Annotated in this window: 13 protein-coding genes and 1 pseudogene; 6 read left to right on the top strand and 8 right to left on the bottom strand. The window is 43.3% G+C overall.

The annotated features are described in order from the left end of the window. Window positions 1–220 precede the first annotated feature (220 nt). The 7 genes and pseudogenes from M5J74_RS33565 to M5J74_RS20075 all read right to left on the bottom strand — a co-directional run bounded on the left by M5J74_RS33565 (window position 221) and on the right by M5J74_RS20075 (window position 9,396). Window positions 221–3,051 (bottom strand): annotated as a pseudogene (locus M5J74_RS33565) (glucosidase). 44 nt (window positions 3,052–3,095) lie between these two features. Next, window positions 3,096–4,175, bottom strand: coding sequence for a VOC family protein (locus M5J74_RS20100; RefSeq protein WP_250012962.1), 1,080 nt, complete (start codon window positions 4,173–4,175; stop codon window positions 3,096–3,098). A 17-nt stretch (window positions 4,176–4,192) separates the two neighbouring features. Then, on the bottom strand, window positions 4,193–5,509 hold the full coding sequence (locus M5J74_RS20095; protein ID WP_371934061.1) for a 2Fe-2S iron-sulfur cluster-binding protein: 1,317 nt from the start codon (window positions 5,507–5,509) through the stop codon (window positions 4,193–4,195). A gap of 129 nt (window positions 5,510–5,638) precedes the next feature. Continuing rightward, window positions 5,639–6,421 carry an MIP/aquaporin family protein gene (locus M5J74_RS20090; protein ID WP_015155608.1) on the bottom strand — a complete coding sequence of 261 codons (783 nt, stop codon included), beginning with the start codon at window positions 6,419–6,421 and terminating at the stop codon, window positions 5,639–5,641. A gap of 35 nt (window positions 6,422–6,456) precedes the next feature. Continuing rightward, window positions 6,457–7,173 carry an NADPH-dependent FMN reductase gene (locus M5J74_RS20085; protein ID WP_015155609.1) on the bottom strand — a complete coding sequence of 239 codons (717 nt, stop codon included), beginning with the start codon at window positions 7,171–7,173 and terminating at the stop codon, window positions 6,457–6,459. A gap of 13 nt (window positions 7,174–7,186) precedes the next feature. Then, window positions 7,187–7,984 (bottom strand): SDR family NAD(P)-dependent oxidoreductase, encoded by a 798-nt coding sequence (locus tag M5J74_RS20080; RefSeq protein ID WP_250012960.1) that lies wholly within the window; start codon window positions 7,982–7,984, stop codon window positions 7,187–7,189. 506 nt (window positions 7,985–8,490) lie between these two features. Then, on the bottom strand, window positions 8,491–9,396 hold the full coding sequence (locus M5J74_RS20075; RefSeq protein WP_015155611.1) for a hypothetical protein: 906 nt from the start codon (window positions 9,394–9,396) through the stop codon (window positions 8,491–8,493). Between the two features lie 438 nt (window positions 9,397–9,834). On the opposite strand from M5J74_RS20075, the gene M5J74_RS20070 reads away from it, so the two are divergent. From M5J74_RS20070 to M5J74_RS20050, 5 genes are all read left to right on the top strand, one after another. Next, window positions 9,835–10,413: a Crp/Fnr family transcriptional regulator gene (locus M5J74_RS20070; protein ID WP_106166844.1), complete on the top strand. Its 579-nt coding sequence runs from the start codon at window positions 9,835–9,837 to the stop codon at window positions 10,411–10,413. Window positions 10,414–10,467: 54 nt separating this feature from the next. Next, on the top strand, window positions 10,468–10,845 hold the full coding sequence (locus tag M5J74_RS20065) for a nuclear transport factor 2 family protein (protein WP_106166843.1): 378 nt from the start codon (window positions 10,468–10,470) through the stop codon (window positions 10,843–10,845). A gap of 178 nt (window positions 10,846–11,023) precedes the next feature. Further along, window positions 11,024–12,025: an AraC family transcriptional regulator gene (locus M5J74_RS20060; protein WP_250012958.1), complete on the top strand. Its 1,002-nt coding sequence runs from the start codon at window positions 11,024–11,026 to the stop codon at window positions 12,023–12,025. A 247-nt stretch (window positions 12,026–12,272) separates the two neighbouring features. Then, window positions 12,273–14,921 carry a TonB-dependent siderophore receptor gene (locus tag M5J74_RS20055; protein ID WP_250012957.1) on the top strand — a complete coding sequence of 883 codons (2,649 nt, stop codon included), beginning with the start codon at window positions 12,273–12,275 and terminating at the stop codon, window positions 14,919–14,921. 15 nt (window positions 14,922–14,936) lie between these two features. Further along, window positions 14,937–15,932, top strand: a complete 996-nt coding sequence (locus M5J74_RS20050) for an iron-siderophore ABC transporter substrate-binding protein (protein WP_250012955.1) — start codon at window positions 14,937–14,939, stop codon at window positions 15,930–15,932. On the opposite strand, the gene M5J74_RS20045 is transcribed toward M5J74_RS20050, so the two are convergent. Next, window positions 15,907–16,095: a hypothetical protein gene (locus M5J74_RS20045; protein ID WP_250012953.1), complete on the bottom strand. Its 189-nt coding sequence runs from the start codon at window positions 16,093–16,095 to the stop codon at window positions 15,907–15,909. The genes M5J74_RS20050 and M5J74_RS20045 overlap by 26 nt on opposite strands. 211 nt (window positions 16,096–16,306) lie before the next feature. Between M5J74_RS20045 and M5J74_RS20040 the strand changes: the two genes are divergently transcribed. Further along, on the top strand, window positions 16,307–17,326 hold the full coding sequence (locus tag M5J74_RS20040; protein ID WP_250012951.1) for an AraC family transcriptional regulator: 1,020 nt from the start codon (window positions 16,307–16,309) through the stop codon (window positions 17,324–17,326). Window positions 17,327–17,423 lie beyond the last annotated feature (97 nt).

Below are 17,423 nucleotides of genomic sequence, written 5' to 3'. Positions count from 1 at the left end.
TAATCAATGATGTTTTGTTGCTGATGAGGAGTCACGAGCATCTGTTTTTTCCATCTCATCCATATTGCCACGCTACCCAATTCGAGCCGAAAAATAATAGCGATGTCTACTTGAGTAATTTTTCCATGAGACTTATTATCGCAACTCATATCTACACAGAAGTTATCCGATTTCCGTTCGAGTAGGGGCGATCGCAGTACGTAGAATATCTGCTGCTAGTTTAAACTTCAATTTGCTCGTAAGCGGATAACTGGGGCGCTTTATCCCGTCCTTCGTACTCGCCAAACTGCCCGATTAGCTTTGCGACTAAACCCGTCCATCCAGTTTGATGACTAGCACCAATTCCCGCGCCGTTATCACCGTGGAAGTATTCGTAAAATAGAATCAAATCTTGCCAATATGGATCGGTTTGGAACTTTTGGGTTCCACCATAAACGGGTCGATAACCAGATGTGTTTTTCAGAAAAATCTGAATTAACCTTTGGGATAATTCAGCAGCGACTTCCCACAAAGTCATCATTTGACCGGAACCCGTGGGGCATTCAACCTGGAAATCGTCTCCCAGATAATAATGAAACTTTTGTAAGGATTCAATCAGGAGAAAATTCACGGGAAACCAAACGGGACCGCGCCAATTAGAATTACCCCCAAACAAACCGCTACTAGACTCTGCCGGTTCGTAATCAACTCGAAATTGAGTGCCATTGACATGAAAAATATAGGGATGTTCGGCATGGTAGCGAGAGATTGCCCGAATGCCATAATCTCCCAAAAACTCAGTTTCATCCAGCATCTTTTGCAGAATTCGCCGCAGCCGATCGCGGTAGACAATTGCTAGCAATCTTCGCTCTCCTACTCCCTCAGATTTCATGCAAGCAATATTTTGAGTCAGATCGGGGCGATTTTGAATAAACCACTCCACTCGCTTTTTAAAGCCTGGAAGTTTTTGTAGCGTTTCTGGCTCGATGGTTTCTACCGCAAATAGCGGAATCAGCCCCACAAGACTTCGCACTTTCAAAGCAATCTGTTGCTCGTTAGGTAAATGCAAGACATCGTAATAAAATCCATCTGCTTCATCCCAAAGAGATGCTTCCATTTCGCCAATGTGGTTCATGGCATCAGCGATATAGAGAAAATGCTCGAAAAATTTGGTAGCGATGTCTTCGTATACAGGATTGGTTTGTGCTAGTTCTAAGGCGATCGCCAGCATATTCAAACAATACATCCCCATCCAACTCGTCCCATCGGATTGATCGATATGTCCGCCCGTTGGGAGAACGGCACTGCGATCGAACACGCCAATATTATCTAATCCCAGAAATCCTCCTTGAAAGACATTTTTACCCTCGATATCTTTACGATTTACCCACCAAGTAAAATTGAGCATCAATTTCTGAAACACTCGCTCTAAAAAAGCGCGATCGCTACGTCCATAAATCTTTTGTTCGATTTTGTAGACGCGCCAGGTTGCCCAAGCATGGACGGGAGGGTTAACATCTCCAAATGCCCATTCATAAGCAGGAATTTGCCCGTTCGGATGCATATACCATTCCCGCGTCATCACGTCTAATTGGTATTTGGCAAAATCTGGGTCGATCGTTGCTAAAGGAATAGCGTGAAAGGCGAGATCCCAAGCGGCAAACCAAGGATATTCCCACTTATCGGGCATAGAAAGAATATCGTCGCTGTAAAAGTGAAACCATTCATGATTTCTGGCTTTTTTGCGATCGCGTGGCGGTGGGGGTGCAGATGGATCGCCCTTGAGCCAATCTTCGACAATATAGTGGTAGTATTGCTTATTCCACAGCATTCCGGCAAATGCTTGGCGTTGCACGTTACGCATATCCTCGCCCAGTGGAAAGGGAGTAATGCGTTGATAAAATTCGTCGGCTTCTCGCTGGCGGGTGGAAAAGATTGCATCGAATGCCGCAAATGGAGATCCCCCAACCCCCTTGAGAAGGGGGTAAGACGATCCCCCAACCCCCCTTGAGAAGGGGGGCAATCAGATCCTTCTAATCCCGCTTGAGAAGGGGGGTAATCAGATCCTTCTAATCCCGCTTGAGAAGGCGGGCAAAGAGATAGATCGCTGAGTCGCAATTTAATAATTTGAGTTTCGCCTGCACTGATAGTTAATAGATAATGAGCCGCAGCTTTAGTGCCAAATTGATTTGGGTTTACTGCCTCCTTTCGACCCTGCACGATGTAGTCATTAATGCCATCTTTGACGTAAGCAGAAGCATTAGGGACATTAAATAATCGTTCGGTATTCGTTTCATTTTCTGTAAATAAAAGCTCCGTTTCCCCCTGACAATACAAATATCTTTTTCCCAAAGTGGGATGAAAAGCCGCGATCGCACATAAACCGTTACCAGATTCAATTTTTTGTAGAATCGGCTTGTTCTCGTCTTTAGTCCAAGACCAAGTGTTACGAAACCATAGTGTTGGTAAAATATGTAGCGTTTTCGCTTCTGCTCCCCTGTTGATTACCTGAATTTGAATCAGAATATCTTCAGCAGAATGCTTGGCATATTCGATAAAGACATCAAAGTAACGATTTTCATCGAAGATAGCTGTATCTATTAGTTCAAGTTCTGGCTCTCTACGATTTCTGCGTCTATTTTCTTCCAGTATTTGAGTGTAAGGAAATGCTTGATGCGGGTATTTGTACAGTGCTTTCATGTAAGAATGAGTCGGGGTATTGTCAAGGTAAAAGTAATATTCTTTGACATCTTCTCCATGATTTCCTTCATTACCTGTCAGACCAAAAAGCCTTTCTTTGAGAATCGGATCTTCACCATTCCAAAGCGCAATCGCAAAGCACAATCTTTGATGGTTGTCGGAAATTCCAGCGATGCCATCTTCACCCCAGCGGTAAGCACGCGATCGCGCTTGGTCGTGGGTAAAGTAGTCCCAGGCGGTACCATAAGCGCTATAGTCTTCGCGGACTGTACCCCATTGGCGATCGCTCAAGTATGGCCCCCATTTGCGCCAGTGCGTTTCGTGCGTCAGGGCTGCTTTTAACCTGATTTCTTCTTGAGTTAAGGTTGTCATAATAAGTCTTCTTTGCAAAAGTCAAGGCTACCATCAAGATTTAACTACTTCTCTACCAACCGCATGACGTGACCATCGGGATCTCGCACTAAAAACCCTTTTTTAAAGCCTAACTTCTGCCCAGGAATGACTACGACACTAGGAGAAATAAACGTAGCTCGATGTCGTTGCAACTTTTGGGCTGTTGCTGCTGCATCTTTCACGACTAGTGTAGTTTGCCAATGCAATAAATCGTTAGGACGAGCATCAGTTGGGAAAGGTCGCCCATCTCTGGGGGTGAGGTATTCGAGAAACTCAATTCCAGGGGAAGCAAGGCGCGATCGCAAATTACTAATATGCAACCTTGCCCCAAATACGTTGTTGAGATGCTCTTGTTCTGTCCCGTAATTTTCACTTTCTCCCGCTAGCCTCATACCCAGGAGATCGCGATAGAATTTCAGGCTAGCTGCGGTGTTAGAAACAACGAGCGCGGTGTGGTCAATGCCTAAAAATAGTTGGTTTGTCGGCTGTTGCCATTTTGGATCGCCTTTACCTGGGGGAAAATAAATAGCTTCTAGGTAATGACCATCTGGATCGCGAAAATAGAAGGCACGAATTCCTGCTGCTGCTTTGTTCCAGTCGGGGATGCGTTGCGGGGCAGTGGAGGCGTATTGTACTTTAAACTTGCGTAAGTGTTGGTAAGCTTTATCCATATCGCTAACAGCGATCGCAATATGTTGAAACCAGCGATCGTGACTGCGCGAATCAACTGGAAATGGTTTGCCCTTGGGGGTGAGATACTCAGTTAGCTCGATAAATTCGCTACCTAGCTGCATTCTTACCACGCGCATCCGCACGCCAAACACTCCTTGCAATTGTTCGTATTGGGTTCCCAAAACTTCTACATCAGAGACTTTTTGGAAGGAAAGGACTTGGGAATAAAAATCAATGGAACGATCCATGTCTGCAACTGTCATTCCTACCGATTCTACAGCAGTGATAGCTGACTGAGCTGGCTGAGTTACAGATGTCGAAGCTAGCCGAGCGCTTGGCTGTGGATATACTTGAGTGTGAGTAGTAGCAATCGCGACAAATGCACCAACTGCGAACAATATTCTGGCGATTTGAGTTAGTTGCTTAGTCATAACTGTAGTGCTACTTATCAAAGATCGAGGACAACTCTTGCCGTTTTAGGTTTGGAAATGCAGATCAGTACCGCACCCTCATCAATTTCTGCGGTTGGTGCTTCCTGATAAGTCACTTCGCCTGCTTGGATTTTGCACTGACAAGTACCGCAGATACCCGCACGACAACTATAGGCAGGATCGAGATCGTTAGCTTCGGCAAACTCCAGAATCGTTCCTTCAGTCTCGTGCCAAGTTAAGGTTTTGCCCGATTTAGCAAAAACAATTTCTGCTGCTGCAACTTCCTCATCCCCACTTGCAGTAGGAAGTTGTTTCTCGGACGTGGCTTTCATCGGTTTACCAAAAGATTCAAACAAGATGGAACTACTAGCTACTCCCGATTCCTGAAGTCCTGCCATCAGAGACTCCATAAAAGCTGGAGAACCACAGAGAAAATACTCAGCTTCTTGCCTTACTAAGCTTTTAACCAGAGCTGCATCTACATAACCGATACCGTGATAATGTCCTTCATCTTCTACTCGCGGACGGCTGTAGCAAAAGTGTACGTGTAGGTTAAGATTCTGCGGCGCGATCGCCAATACTTCATCTCGAAATGCATGAAATCGACCATCTCGCGCCCCATGCAAAAACCAAATTGGTCGGTTGGGATTGAGACGACCACAAGCTTTTACCATACTGAGCATGGGAGTAATTCCCACACCATTGCTAATGAGTACGACTGGTAAAGACTTGTTGAGATCGAGAACAAATTTACCTTTGGGTGGTTTAGCCGGAACGATCGATCCCTCATGGATGCGATCGTGCATGAAGTTAGACGCAATCCCTGGTGGGACATCTAACCCTTGGGGAGCTGGTTCCCGCTTAATTGAAAGGCGATAGTATTCGCAAGGTTCGGGATAATCTGAGAGCGAATAGGTACGAATAATTGGTTTGGCTTGCCCAGGAATGTCTAGTTTGATGGTTAAAAACTGCCCTGGTTGAAAGCTAGGAATTTCACCGTTATCCTCTGGTTTGAGATAGAACGAGGTGATTTCCTCGCTCTCTTTTACCTTGCGAACGACAACAAAATTGCGCCAGTCTTGCCAAGTTGTGCTAGCAGTTGTGGGTTGAGCGATCGGTGCTTGTGTGCTTACCCTTCCAGCCGCAACTAAACCAACCAAAACGCCGCCACCAGTTCCCAGTAATGAAGCATACACGCTCAATCTAGCTTTGTCTCTAATATTTACTAAACCAACGACTGCACCAGAAACAATAGTTGCGATCGCAAATGCCGCGCTTGCTCCCGTAACAGTTCTGAGGACGGGATTTTGAATTTGTCTAAGACTTGCAAGCATCAATTCTCTCCTAGTAGTCACTGGTCACTGGTCACTGGTTACTGGTCACTGGTCACTGGTCACTGGTCACTGGTCACTGGTCACTGGTCACTGGTCACTGGTCACTGGTCACTGGTCACTGGTCACTGGTCACTGTCCCCGATAGCCACAGCGAAAGATGCAGCGTTTGTGATTGTGGTGGTGGAGTTTGGCGCAGCGGACTGCTTTACGCCCTTTGAGGCGCACGTAAAGTTCGGCTGCTAGCAGCATTCCTAACACTGGGGCAGTGAAATAAATCCAAATTGCCGTCCAAGTCTGCGCCCCAATTGCCGAAGCAAGGGTACGGGCGGGATTCATGCTCATACCTGATAATGGTGCTTCTACCGTGATGTAAGTTGCAACTAATAAGCCTGCAAATAGCCCAGTAAATCGAGCTAGTTTTGGGATATTCGATACAAATAGAATCGTCAGCATTATGCCAAAGGAAATTATTAGCTCGGCGCAGAAGGCAACACCTACACCAGCTTCCCCAGGAACAGTGACAACATAATTGACTGCTGGATCGGCGATCGCATCTCTCCATACCACTGCAACTAACCACAGCCCCAACAATCCGCCGACAAATTGCGCCACGATGTAGAAGAATGCATCCCATCGTTTAATCTTGCCCAAGCGCCAGAATGTAAATGTAACGACTGGATTGATGTGCGCTCCAGACTGCTTACCCCAAGGGGAATAGACGATCGCGATCGCGGTTAAACCCATTGCTATCCCAATAATGCAACGGCGTAATAACGGGTCGACAATTGTTTGTCGCAGCGGTGAAGCTGGATGCTCCAGTAGGGCTGTCACAACGACAGCAGAAACCATGAAGATCCCAAGTCCCGCAGCTTCCATTAAATATTCGGGATAGTGACGGTAGAGAGCATTCATATTTAGCTAGTCAAAAGTCAAAAGTCAAAAAATAATTAAGCAAGTAAACTGGCTTCTACTGCGTTTGTCTCACAAGATTGGCTAATTTGGAGAACGCTATCCATTGCATCAGTACCCATACGTGCAGCCATTTCAGGGCAGGGCTTATTTGCATGATGAATCGTGGCAACCTCTTCCTGCTGCTTATCCAAACTCACCTGCGTGCGTCCATACCTCAGCACGGTTGACATCCAAATTAGCTCTTGCATAAACCGCTCTAGGCGGCGGGTATAAGTCGGTTTGTCCATTAAATTTCCAGACTCATCAAATAGCGTTTGGACGTTGCTAAAGTTGAGGTCGTAGAAAATTGTCACCAGTCCCAACTCGCGCATCACGGGCAGCAGATTCTGGATGACTCGCGTACCGCCAAACGGTCCAGCAGAAACGCCGCATAGCCCGACAGCTTTGTGAATGTATTCTTTCAGACAAGTATCGAGTACGTGTTTGAGCAAGCCTGGATAGCCGTGGTTGTATTCTGGTGCGACAACAATTAATCCATCTGCTCGCTCCATCAAGGCTGAAAACTGCGGGTCTTTGAGCGATTCACCAGCATCGTTCGTGGCGATTGCGATCGCTCGAACATCAATTAACTCAGTCTCTACACCATCCCTTACCGAAAGTTGCTCGACGATAAATTTAGCAACGTATTCGCTTTGACGACCTTGGCGGGGAGTACCGAGAATGACGGGAATAAATAGAGGTGAGTCTGACATGAATTGATTCTCCTTACTGCTCTTGATAATTCCAAAGCAAGCCACCATCGACAAAGAAAGTGCTACCCGTAACGTAGTCAGCATCGGGGGATGCTAAAAAGGCAACCAAAGAAGCAACATCTTGTGGTTGTCCCAAACGACCGAGGGGAATATTTTTCAACAATGCACCCAACTTTTGGGGGTTGTGCAAGAGCTGGGTATTGATTGGAGTTTCTATTGCGCCAGGTGCTACGTTATTAATTGTGATGCCCAAAGAACCTAGTTCGACTGCTAAGTTGCGAGTTAGCATTTTCATGCCACCCTTACTGGCACAGTACACTGTAAAGTTAGGAAAGGACAGTTCCTCATGCACCGAACTGATGTTAATAATCTTTCCAGATCTTTTAGTTTCGATTAGGTGTTGCACAAAGGCTTGAGTTGCAAAGAAGACTCCCTTCAAATTGACATTCATTACCGCATCGTAATCGGCTTCCGTAACTTCCCAAAATGGAGCGTGTTTTTCAATTCCAGCATTATTGACTAAAATATCTAGCTTGCCAAAATGCTCGATACTTTCGCCAATCAATTGACGTATCTCATGTACGCTACCTAAGTCTGCTTGAATCGTATATCCCTGGGAACTGGGGGATTGAGCCATGAAGCATCTACCACCAGCAGCTTGTACTTTTGCTAAGGTTTCTGCCGCTCCTTCTGGATGCGAGCGATAGTTAATGACAACATCTGCTCCTTCTTGGGCAAGTCGCACCACAATTCCCTGTCCGATTCCTTGACTGCTACCCGTTACCAGGACAACTTTACCTTCAAGTCTCATATAAATTCTCCTTGAATAGATAGCAATTAGTTCTCAAGTGAGTAGCATAAGTAATAATCGATATCGTTCGTGGAAAGACCGAGCGAACTCATGACTAAATACGGATTGTTAAGTCATGCTTGAGCGATTTCATCATACGAAATTGCTCTAAGCAGCTTAAGTTCATTGTTGCTCGATTGACGAAATGATGAATGATAACTCTTTAAAAGTATCAGTTAGTAGAGCTGAGATTTTGGCTAGAAATTTATTATGTTTTTCTCAGTAAAATCTAATTTTTCCAGAATTATGCTGGGGCGAGCGATAGATGCAGGCGTTGGAGCAAGGTGGGTGTGCGCTGATGCACTGTATGGCACTGACCCTCGGCTATGGCAATTTAGTAAATTGTGACCAAACAATTTGGGTAGACAAGAGCCAACACCCTTGTGGATGCAATTATGAGGAGAATAGAAGAGTCTGCGATCGCAATAAAACAACATTTCTAAAACATTTAACGCCTACGATCGATATTAATTTAGCTCTAGAGAAACATCATTATGGCAACTGTATACTTGGTGAGCCTGATAAAACCATTCAAAGAATCTACTTAAACTTTGCTGTTTTCGTTGCACTTCAGCTTTGTTATCAGCGCAACAATCAACTTCCTCTAAAAATACTTTAGTTGCGTGTAAGCATAAATGGCTGGCATCACGTAACTGTTGAAAATCAATTTTCTTTAGCTCTGATTGCCGACTACGAATAGCATTGAAGTAATTGATCCGAACGTCTAGCCAGCTACCTGGTGTAATCTTGTGTACCATTTGCCGCGCTGGATTGCTGAGAAAATCTAATCCCATTGATGCTGCACGTTGATTAGTCATATCAAATGTTTCTAAGTGCCACAAATCTGCTGTTAAGTTGGGAAGCTGGCAGTTAGTTGCTAGTAGTTCGGATTTAGACATAAAAGTTTTCAACCATTCACACAGCAGTGCTAACTCTAAATTAGGAGAAACCGATTGTAATTGTGTTTCTATTCTTTCGACTAAAATATTAGCTTGGTAAATAGACTCAGAAACATATTTTTCAAAAATCTCACGTTCCGAGTTTTCTAATAAATATACGAGCGCGATCGCGGCTGAATACAAATGTTCAATTAAAACTTGACTGCCGACACGTTCGCGGTGTATCTCTAATAGAATATAAGAGTAATAGCTTTGAATCATTTTAGAAAATAAACTGACTATAGCTATAGTGTAAGGCTCGGTAGATATGTTAAAAACTGAGGTACTTAAAAGCTGAATATCTTGTAGATAACTATATAAAGTTTGAGCGGTTTGAAAAAAAGCACGACTGAAATTCAGTTCGGTTTTATCAAGTGTATGGATCGGTGGTAGAGTAATTTTTTCTTCTGAATTACTAGAAAAGTTTTGTTGCATTTATCCTCCAAAAAAATCATGAGTTTAAAAGGAACCTTAGTTTCGATGTCACTTGAAGTTGCGATTTCCGATTATTAACTGAGACTGTTGCATCATGCTGCCTTATCTCCTTTTCAAGCTAACTGAGGTTAGCAGAGAGAGTTAAGTATGATTTCTGGTGCTATCACATCTATACTCCGGTCAAATTAAAATCTTGTCAATTCAGTGTTAGTGCCATCATTTGTCAATCTAGTAAAGTTCAGAAAAGTTCTGGAGTTGAGATTCTTTTCTATTAAGAAAGGTTTTTTTTAATAACAAACGTGGTTTGCAATACTGAATTTGCAGTAGCTTTTGTTGTGAATTTAGCCTGTAGTCAGCAAATTAAGTTGCTTGCCTTGTTTGAGAATAAATGAATGCTATTCCTAGTAACTCGCATTAGTGGTTTATTGGTGTAAAGTGATGAGCTACGTCCAGCCTATTTATCGCAACCGAGATGATGTAACGATATCTCCAGCGACCCCAACTAAATTACAGTTTCAACGCCGCGATCGCTTACCAGAAAATCAAGAAGTTTTATGGCAAATTGAATCCGGGGTTGCCCGCAGCATTACTTGGAGTCAGGAAGGTGAGTTGGTTTGCTTGGGCTACTGGGGAGCGGGAGATGTTGTTGGACATGCACTATCACGAGTGCAGCCCTATGAAATCCACTGTCTGACAAATGTAGAAGTTAGTCGCTGGAACCGCAATCAGTGGGCGCAATTAACAGATGCGATCGTTCACCACCAGCAGCAAACAGAAGAACTACTGAGCATCATTCATATCAATCCTATATCTCAAAAATTGTGGCAGCTACTCGTGTGGTTGAGTCAAAAATTTGGTCGTAATGTCGATAACGGGCAGACGCTTGAGCTACCACTCACCCATCAGCAGTTGGCTCAGACGCTAGGTACGAGCCGAGTGACGGTGACTAGAGTTCTCCAGCAGTTAGAAGCAGAGGGAAAAATACGACGGCAGCGGCGGCGACTCGTTGTAACATGAAACACCAAAGAGAGTAAACACGGATAAAACCACCTTCGTTTATGTGACAAAATTATGAGTCATCAAATTGAGCATCAAATCGTCGAGGCAGAAGAAAAGCTCAGGCTAGCAATGCTTCACTCCGATGTGAAAGCATTAGATGAACTGTTGTCGCCTAAATTACTTTTTACAAATCACCTGGGGCATTTGGTAGGAAAAGAGGAAGATCTAGCAGGTCATAAGTCTGGCGCTCTCAAACTCAACTCGCTGTCAGCTTCCGAGCAGCATATTTTGTTAGCAGGTGATGTGGCGATCGTTTCAGTAAAGATGCAATTATCGGGTAGTTATAATGGTACGCCCACAAATGGCGTTTTTCGGTTTACTAGAGTTTGGTCGCAGTCTCAGGATGGGACTTGGCAGATTATAGCTGGACATTCAGGCATAGTGTCTTAACGCTTTGCTACTCCCTGCTCCCTACTCCCTTGTTGGTCACTTTTCTTACAGTGAATTTTGTGCCACAATTAAGAGTGTTTCTCATTTAACCAAAGGGATATAGCTAGCTGGAGCGTTCAATGTCAATGCGATCGCTGCAACCTCGACTGTTTGATGATGAAATGATTCTCATTAAATCATGACAATAATTCTTACAGATACAAGCTGGAATGAATTATGGCAAAAAACTTCCGATCGATCGAAGGATTTTGAAACGAGCGATCGGGGAAAAATTCCAAATGTCTGTAATACCTACGATTGGCAAGTAGAGTTACGTAGTGGGTTAACTCTTTCAATACATGAAGTAGAGTTAACTGAAGATATTGTATGGACTAGAGATAGATGGGATGATTCTCAATTCGGCTTGAGCTTTTTTCTCTCAGGAAAGGTGAGGATTGAGCGTTACAGCTTAACTGATGAAACTGATGAATCAGTAGGGAAGTACTATTCAGAATGTAACTGCGATTTTAAAGAGACTGAGTGGTGGAAAGCGGGAGAGAAATTTTCCCGAATTTATTTGAAAATCGAACCGCAGCAATTTTTTCAAAGTTTTGGTGAACAAGAGCTAGAACAGATTCCAATTTACTTGCGCCAAGCCGTAATTGGCGATCGCGTACAACCTTACTACCAACAACGGGAAATTACACAGCAAATGTGGATGGTGTTATCTAACATCCTCAAATGTCCCTATCAAGGCTTAATGAAGCGAATGTATTTGGAAAGTCAGGCGATGGAATTGATTGCATTTCATTTCCAGCAATGTCAGGAACAGGATATAGGCGATCGCCACTTCCCTACCAAGAACTTGAGCGATATTGACAGAATTTATCAAGCTAAAGAAATTTTACTAAAAAACTTAGAAAGTCCACCTTGCTTGATAGATTTAGCAAGGCAAGTAGGACTAAACGAGTTTAAATTGAAGCGGGGGTTCCGGAAAGTTTTTGGGACATCAGCATTTAAATATTTACACGACTATCGACTGGAACAAGCAAGGCAACTTTTAGCATTAGGAGACATGAATGTTGAAGAAGTAGCATTGAAAATAGGTTTTGATAGCCGCAGTTACTTTGCCTCAGCTTTCCGCAAAAAATTTGGCTTGAATCCCAAACAATACTTTCAGCATTGCCAAAAATCCCTCTAGCGTTCAAAAAAATCCCTCTAGCGTTCAAATTGGAAATACCGATCGCCTATTATACATACACTTCTAGTTTAGTTAGGAAATTTTCCTAATACTATCAGGAGTTACGCAGTCGATCCCCCCAACCCCCTTAAACAGGGGGCTTTATTCCTCCCTTTTTAAGGGAGGAACTAGGAGGGATCGTCGAGGACTGAAACTCAAGTGCGTAACTCCTGACTATCAAATGGTGTGAGGGAATGTAGGTGGAGCGATGAAGGTAGATAAATTGTGTCAAAGTTTGCTGCTAACAAGTGCGATAACCCTAACGGGATGCTTCGCTTACGCGCTTTTGCTCGGCACTCCAGCAAAAGGCGAGGAAATGGAAGCGCAGATTCGAGAAGTTGACAAAAATATTTTACAGCCAAACGAAATTAGACTTCCAACGACAAGCGCTCAAATGTTGGAATCGCCAACACCAACTAACCCACCTGCCGTCCTGCCTAACCAAGAAGGGAAGGGAAGCATTGTATCAATTACGGGAGTTGTGACAAATCCCACCGATAAAGGTGTAGAGATAATTCTACAAACTACTCAGGGTAAAGTGCTTCAGCCTGTAACTCTGGTTTTGGGCAATACGTATATTGCGAATATTCCCAACGCTGTACTAGCACTTCCTCAAGGAGAATTTCGCGCCTATAACCCTGCAAGCGGCATTACTCGCGTAGCTGTGACTCAAGCTACCGCTAATAGTATTCGAGTCGCGGTGACGGGGGAAACAGCTTTGCCACAAGTGCAATTATATGACGCTCCAAATCAGGGGTTAATTTTTAGCTTCACGCCAGGTACATCTGCTGCTCAGACTCCGCTACCACTGGGTGAAACCCAACCAGGAAAACCAACGGCGCAAACTGACGAGCAGGAAATTGTAGTAACGGGGGAGCAAGATGGCTATCTCGTCCCCGATACCAACGTGGGAACGAGAACCGATACACCTTTGCGAGATATTCCGCAATCAATTCAAATTGTCCCGCAACAGGTGCTAGAGGAACAACAAGTTAACACCTTAAATGAAGCATTCAAAAATGTTCCTGGTGCGACTCAAACCGCTCCTAATTACATCCCTGGATTTGCTGGTTTTACGATTCGAGGATTTTCTGTTGGCGACTTTGGACCAAACGTCACTAGAAACGGATTAAGTGTCAGACTTCCAGCAGGTACAAACGCAATTTTCTCTAACATCGAACGGGTTGAAGTTCTCAGAGGACCTGCTTCAGTTCTATTTGGTGAGGGCGATCCTGGCGGAACAATTAATATTGTCACCAAACAACCCCTGCGCGATCCTTATTATTCGGTTGAAGCCACTATTGGCAGCTATGACCGTTACGGAGGTGCGATCGATTTAACTGGTCCGTTGAATGATTCCAAAACAGCATTGTATCGACTAAATGCCTTTTATGAATCTGCCGACAGTTTTGTCGATTTTAGCGAGTTAGAAACCTCAGCAGTTGCAGGTGCTTTAAAGTTTGAACTTGGCAAAAATACCGATCTAAAACTTGATTTAGAGTATAGCAAAATAAATCAGAGTTATCCCTCTGGTCTTCCCGCCATAGGAACTGTATTACCCAACCCAAACGGAGAAATTAAGCGCGATCGCAATTTTGCCAGCGAAGATAGTGAATATAGTCCAGAGGTTTTCCGAGTTGGGTACGACCTAGAGCATCGCTTGAGTGAAAACTGGTCGTTGCGAAATGCTTTTTACTATTCCTATCTTTATCAAAAAATTAGAGGTGTCCGTCCTGCTAGCCTCGAACCCGATTTCAGAACTTTACAGCGTGAAGGTGACGATCGCGATTCCAAGGAATATATCTTCGATCTCTTCACAAACGTTGTTGGTAAATTTTCCACAGGCGCGATCGATCATCAGCTGCTATTTGGTGTCGATTTGAGAAAATATAATTCTAGCAGCTTTGCCTTGAGGACTTTCCAAGGAACGCCCATTGACATTTTTAACCCAGTTTACAGTTCCCAAAGACTTGATATAGTTGACCGTCCTTATGACGATGAAACATCAATCAATTTAATAGGTATTTATCTTCAAGATCAAATAACCTTGGCAGATAATTTTAAATTACTGCTAGGTGGTCGATTTGATGCCTTTGAACAAACTGACGAAGATCTGATCGAAGATACTGAAACATCTCAATCAGGAGATGCGTTTAGTCCGCGTCTGGGTCTAGTCTACCAGCCAATAGAGCCAATTTCGCTCTATGCCAGCTATACTCGGTCGTTTTCCCCCACTATTGGTAGATCTGTTGATGGCGAGCCATTTGAGCCAGGACGCGGTACGCAATATGAAATTGGAGTTAAAGCAGATATAAACGATCGCCTTTCTGCCACACTTGCATTGTACGACTTAACTCGCACTAACGTTACTACTGCTGACCCAGATAATCCTGACTTTGAAATTCAAACAGGAGAACAAAATAGTCAAGGTGTCGAGCTATTTGTTTCGGGTGAAATTTTACCAGGATGGAACATTATTGGCGGTTATGCCTATACCGATGCACAGATTACACAAGATGAAACTTTTACAATTGGTAATCGTATAAATAACGTGGCAGAAAGTAGCTTCAATTTATGGACGAGCTATGAAATTCAATCTGGGAATTTGCAAGGATTGGGTTTTGGTATAGGGTTTTTCTATGTCGGCGATCGCCAAGGAGATTTAGACAATTCATTTACGTTACCTAGCTATTTTCGCACTGATGCAGCGATCTTTTACAATCGCGGACAGTTTAGGGCAGCACTGAACTTTAGGAATTTATTTGATGTAGACTATTTTGAATCTGCTTATGGCGATCTGAGTGTTTATCCTGGGGAACCTTTCACCGTTCTAGGAACAGTTCCCTGGCAATTCTGAGTAGTTATTACATTCATGAAAATCTCTTTACGCCGCTTTGCCTATCTAGTATGTTTGGGAATTGTAATGGTAACGCTGATTTCGACTTGTAACGCGATCGGCGATCGCAGCCTTACACGCTCAAAACCACTGGTAGAGAATTGTCGGTTCGTGAAGCATGTGATGGGTGAAACTTGCATTCCTCGCAATCCTCAACGTGTCGTAACTCTGAGGACAGATACTTTCGCTAATAGTTTGGCATTAGGGATTAAACCTATTGCATCAGTGTATATTGAATTAGCCAATCCTATTCCTAATTATCTTCAAGATAAAGTAGATGGAATAGAACTTGTCGGAGGACATGACGCTCCTAATTTAGAAAAGATTTTGCGACTTAAACCCGATCTAATTCTGATTGGTTCTTATTACGCAAAAGCTATTTATAAACAATTATCCCAGATTGCGCCTACAGTTGTATTGAATATTCCTTATCCTCCTCCTTCTTGGCAGCGGCAATTAGAGGAACTGTCTCAAGTATTAGGTAAAGAAGATGTGTATCAGCAATTAATGAATGATTATTGGCAGCGAATTGAAAAACTCAAAAAAATATTAGGCATTGGCGCAGCCTCTCCAAAGGAGAATCGCCGTCATAATCGCAAGGTATCTGTTGCAAGTACCAGTTTGCAATATGGAATTTGGGCATATGGAGAAAAGCATTTTTCTGGGACGGTGCTAAGCGATATTGGATTCCAACGTCCGCGATCGCAAACCGGAGATTACTTCTATGTAGAAAACCTGTCGGAAGAGACAATATCTGAGATTGATGGGGATGTTCTTTTCTTTTTGACTTGGGATGATAAAGATGATAAGAAGACGCTAGAAAAGCTCAAACAAAGACCCTTATGGCGACAGCTTAATGTCGTGCAGCGCGAGCGCGTTTATTTCGTAGGTCAACATTGGCATAGTTCAGATATTTTTGCAGTTCATGCCATGCTGGATGACTTGTTTAAGTATTTAGGTGAAACACCTTGAATGATTGTTTCTTGAGAACGATATACAAATAGCGATCGCCATCGTTCAACTCAGCTGCGAGAACTCTGCGATCGCGACATCCCTCATCGTTATAGCGGTTTTCAATTGGATGCAATACACATCTGGTAGGGGCGCACGGCTGTGCGCCCCTACAATATATCATCCACACAATCGAGAATTGCTATTAAGCCTATGCAAAAGACTGCTAATCCCAAGTTATCGATCCGCAGTCACTTTTCTTATAGTCAATTTCGTGCCACAATTAAGAGTAGTTCTCATTTAAATTAGAGAGATGTAGCTAGCTAGAGTGCCGAATGCCAGGGCGATCGCTGTAACTATAGGTTTTTAATGATGAAATTAATTATCATTAAACTATGACAAAAACTCTGACAGATACAGATGAGCAAGAACTGTGGGCAGAAAGCGAGCAAAATGGTACGCTTTCTAGTCAGTCGAAGGGTTTTGAAACTATCACGCTCGGAAAGTTTTCAGATATCTGTAACATCTATAGTTGTTCGACAGAATTACGCAGTGGATTATCTATTGCGGTAGACGAGGTAGAGTTTATTGATGACCTTGTGTGGATGAAAGATAAATCGGATAACTTACGATTTGGGTTAAGTTTTTTTCTGTCAGGAAAAGTGACGGTTGAACGTCACGGTTTAATCGATAAAACTGATGAATCAGTAGGTAAATACTATTCGGAATGTAACTGCAATCTTCAAGAAACTGAGTGGTGGAAAGCCGGAGAGAAGTTCTCACGAATATATCTAAGAATTGAACCACAGCAATTTTTTCAAAGTTTTGGCGAAGTAGATTTAGAACAGATACCAATTTACTTGCGCCAAGCCGTAATTGGCGATCGCATCCAGCCTTATTACCAGCAAGAAAAAATCACGCGGCAAATGCAGCGAGTGTTACGCCAGATTTTACAGTGTCCGCATCAAGGCTTGATGAAGCGGATGTATCTGGAAAGTCAGGTAATGGAATTGATGATGCTTCATTTCCAGCAATTTCAGGAGCAGGGGAAATGCGATCGCCACTTTCCAGCTAGAAATTTGAGCGATGTGGAAAAAATTTATCAAGCCAAAGAAATTTTACTGAACAATTTAGAAAATCCGCCTAGTCTGCTGGAATTAGCAAGGCAAGTCGGGTTAAATGACTTCAAATTAAAATGCGGATTTCGGCAAGTTTTCGGCACATCTGCATTTAAATACTTGCACGACTATCGGCTGGAGAAAGCCAGACAACTTTTAGGATCGGAAGACATGAAAGTTGAAGAAGTGGCATTTAGAGTTGGTTTTGATAGTCGCAGCTACTTTGCTTCAGCTTTCCGCAAAAAGTTTGGTTTGAATCCCAAACAATACTTGCAGCATTGCCAAAAATCCCGCTAGCGTTCAGAAAAAAAATCCCTCTAGCGTTCAAATTAGAAATACCGATCGCCTACTATACATACACTGCCAGTTTAGTTAGGAAATTTTCTTAATACTA

The sequence above is a fragment of the Chroococcidiopsis sp. CCNUC1 genome, assembly GCF_023546805.1.
Taxonomy (GTDB): domain Bacteria; phylum Cyanobacteriota; class Cyanobacteriia; order Cyanobacteriales; family Chroococcidiopsidaceae; genus Chroococcidiopsis; species Chroococcidiopsis thermalis.
Note: the sequence above shows the minus strand (reverse complement) of the source record. Positions and strands in the feature narration are given on the sequence as shown.

Bases quoted from the DNA above. Each gene is read 5' to 3' on its own strand.
- M5J74_RS20100 (WP_250012962.1), bottom strand. From the start codon at position 4,175: ATGACTAAGCAACTAACTCAAATCGCCAGAATATTGTTCGCAGTTGGT.
- M5J74_RS20095 (WP_371934061.1), bottom strand. From the start codon at position 5,509: ATGCTTGCAAGTCTTAGACAAATTCAAAATCCCGTCCTCAGAACTGTT.
- M5J74_RS20090 (WP_015155608.1), bottom strand. From the start codon at position 6,421: ATGAATGCTCTCTACCGTCACTATCCCGAATATTTAATGGAAGCTGCG.
- M5J74_RS20085 (WP_015155609.1), bottom strand. From the start codon at position 7,173: ATGTCAGACTCACCTCTATTTATTCCCGTCATTCTCGGTACTCCCCGC.
- M5J74_RS20080 (WP_250012960.1), bottom strand. From the start codon at position 7,984: ATGAGACTTGAAGGTAAAGTTGTCCTGGTAACGGGTAGCAGTCAAGGA.
- M5J74_RS20075 (WP_015155611.1), bottom strand. From the start codon at position 9,396: ATGCAACAAAACTTTTCTAGTAATTCAGAAGAAAAAATTACTCTACCA.
- M5J74_RS20070 (WP_106166844.1), top strand. From the start codon at position 9,835: ATGAGCTACGTCCAGCCTATTTATCGCAACCGAGATGATGTAACGATA.
- M5J74_RS20065 (WP_106166843.1), top strand. From the start codon at position 10,468: ATGAGTCATCAAATTGAGCATCAAATCGTCGAGGCAGAAGAAAAGCTC.
- M5J74_RS20060 (WP_250012958.1), top strand. From the start codon at position 11,024: ATGACAATAATTCTTACAGATACAAGCTGGAATGAATTATGGCAAAAA.
- M5J74_RS20055 (WP_250012957.1), top strand. From the start codon at position 12,273: ATGAAGGTAGATAAATTGTGTCAAAGTTTGCTGCTAACAAGTGCGATA.
- M5J74_RS20050 (WP_250012955.1), top strand. From the start codon at position 14,937: ATGAAAATCTCTTTACGCCGCTTTGCCTATCTAGTATGTTTGGGAATT.
- M5J74_RS20045 (WP_250012953.1), bottom strand. From the start codon at position 16,095: ATGATATATTGTAGGGGCGCACAGCCGTGCGCCCCTACCAGATGTGTA.
- M5J74_RS20040 (WP_250012951.1), top strand. From the start codon at position 16,307: ATGACAAAAACTCTGACAGATACAGATGAGCAAGAACTGTGGGCAGAA.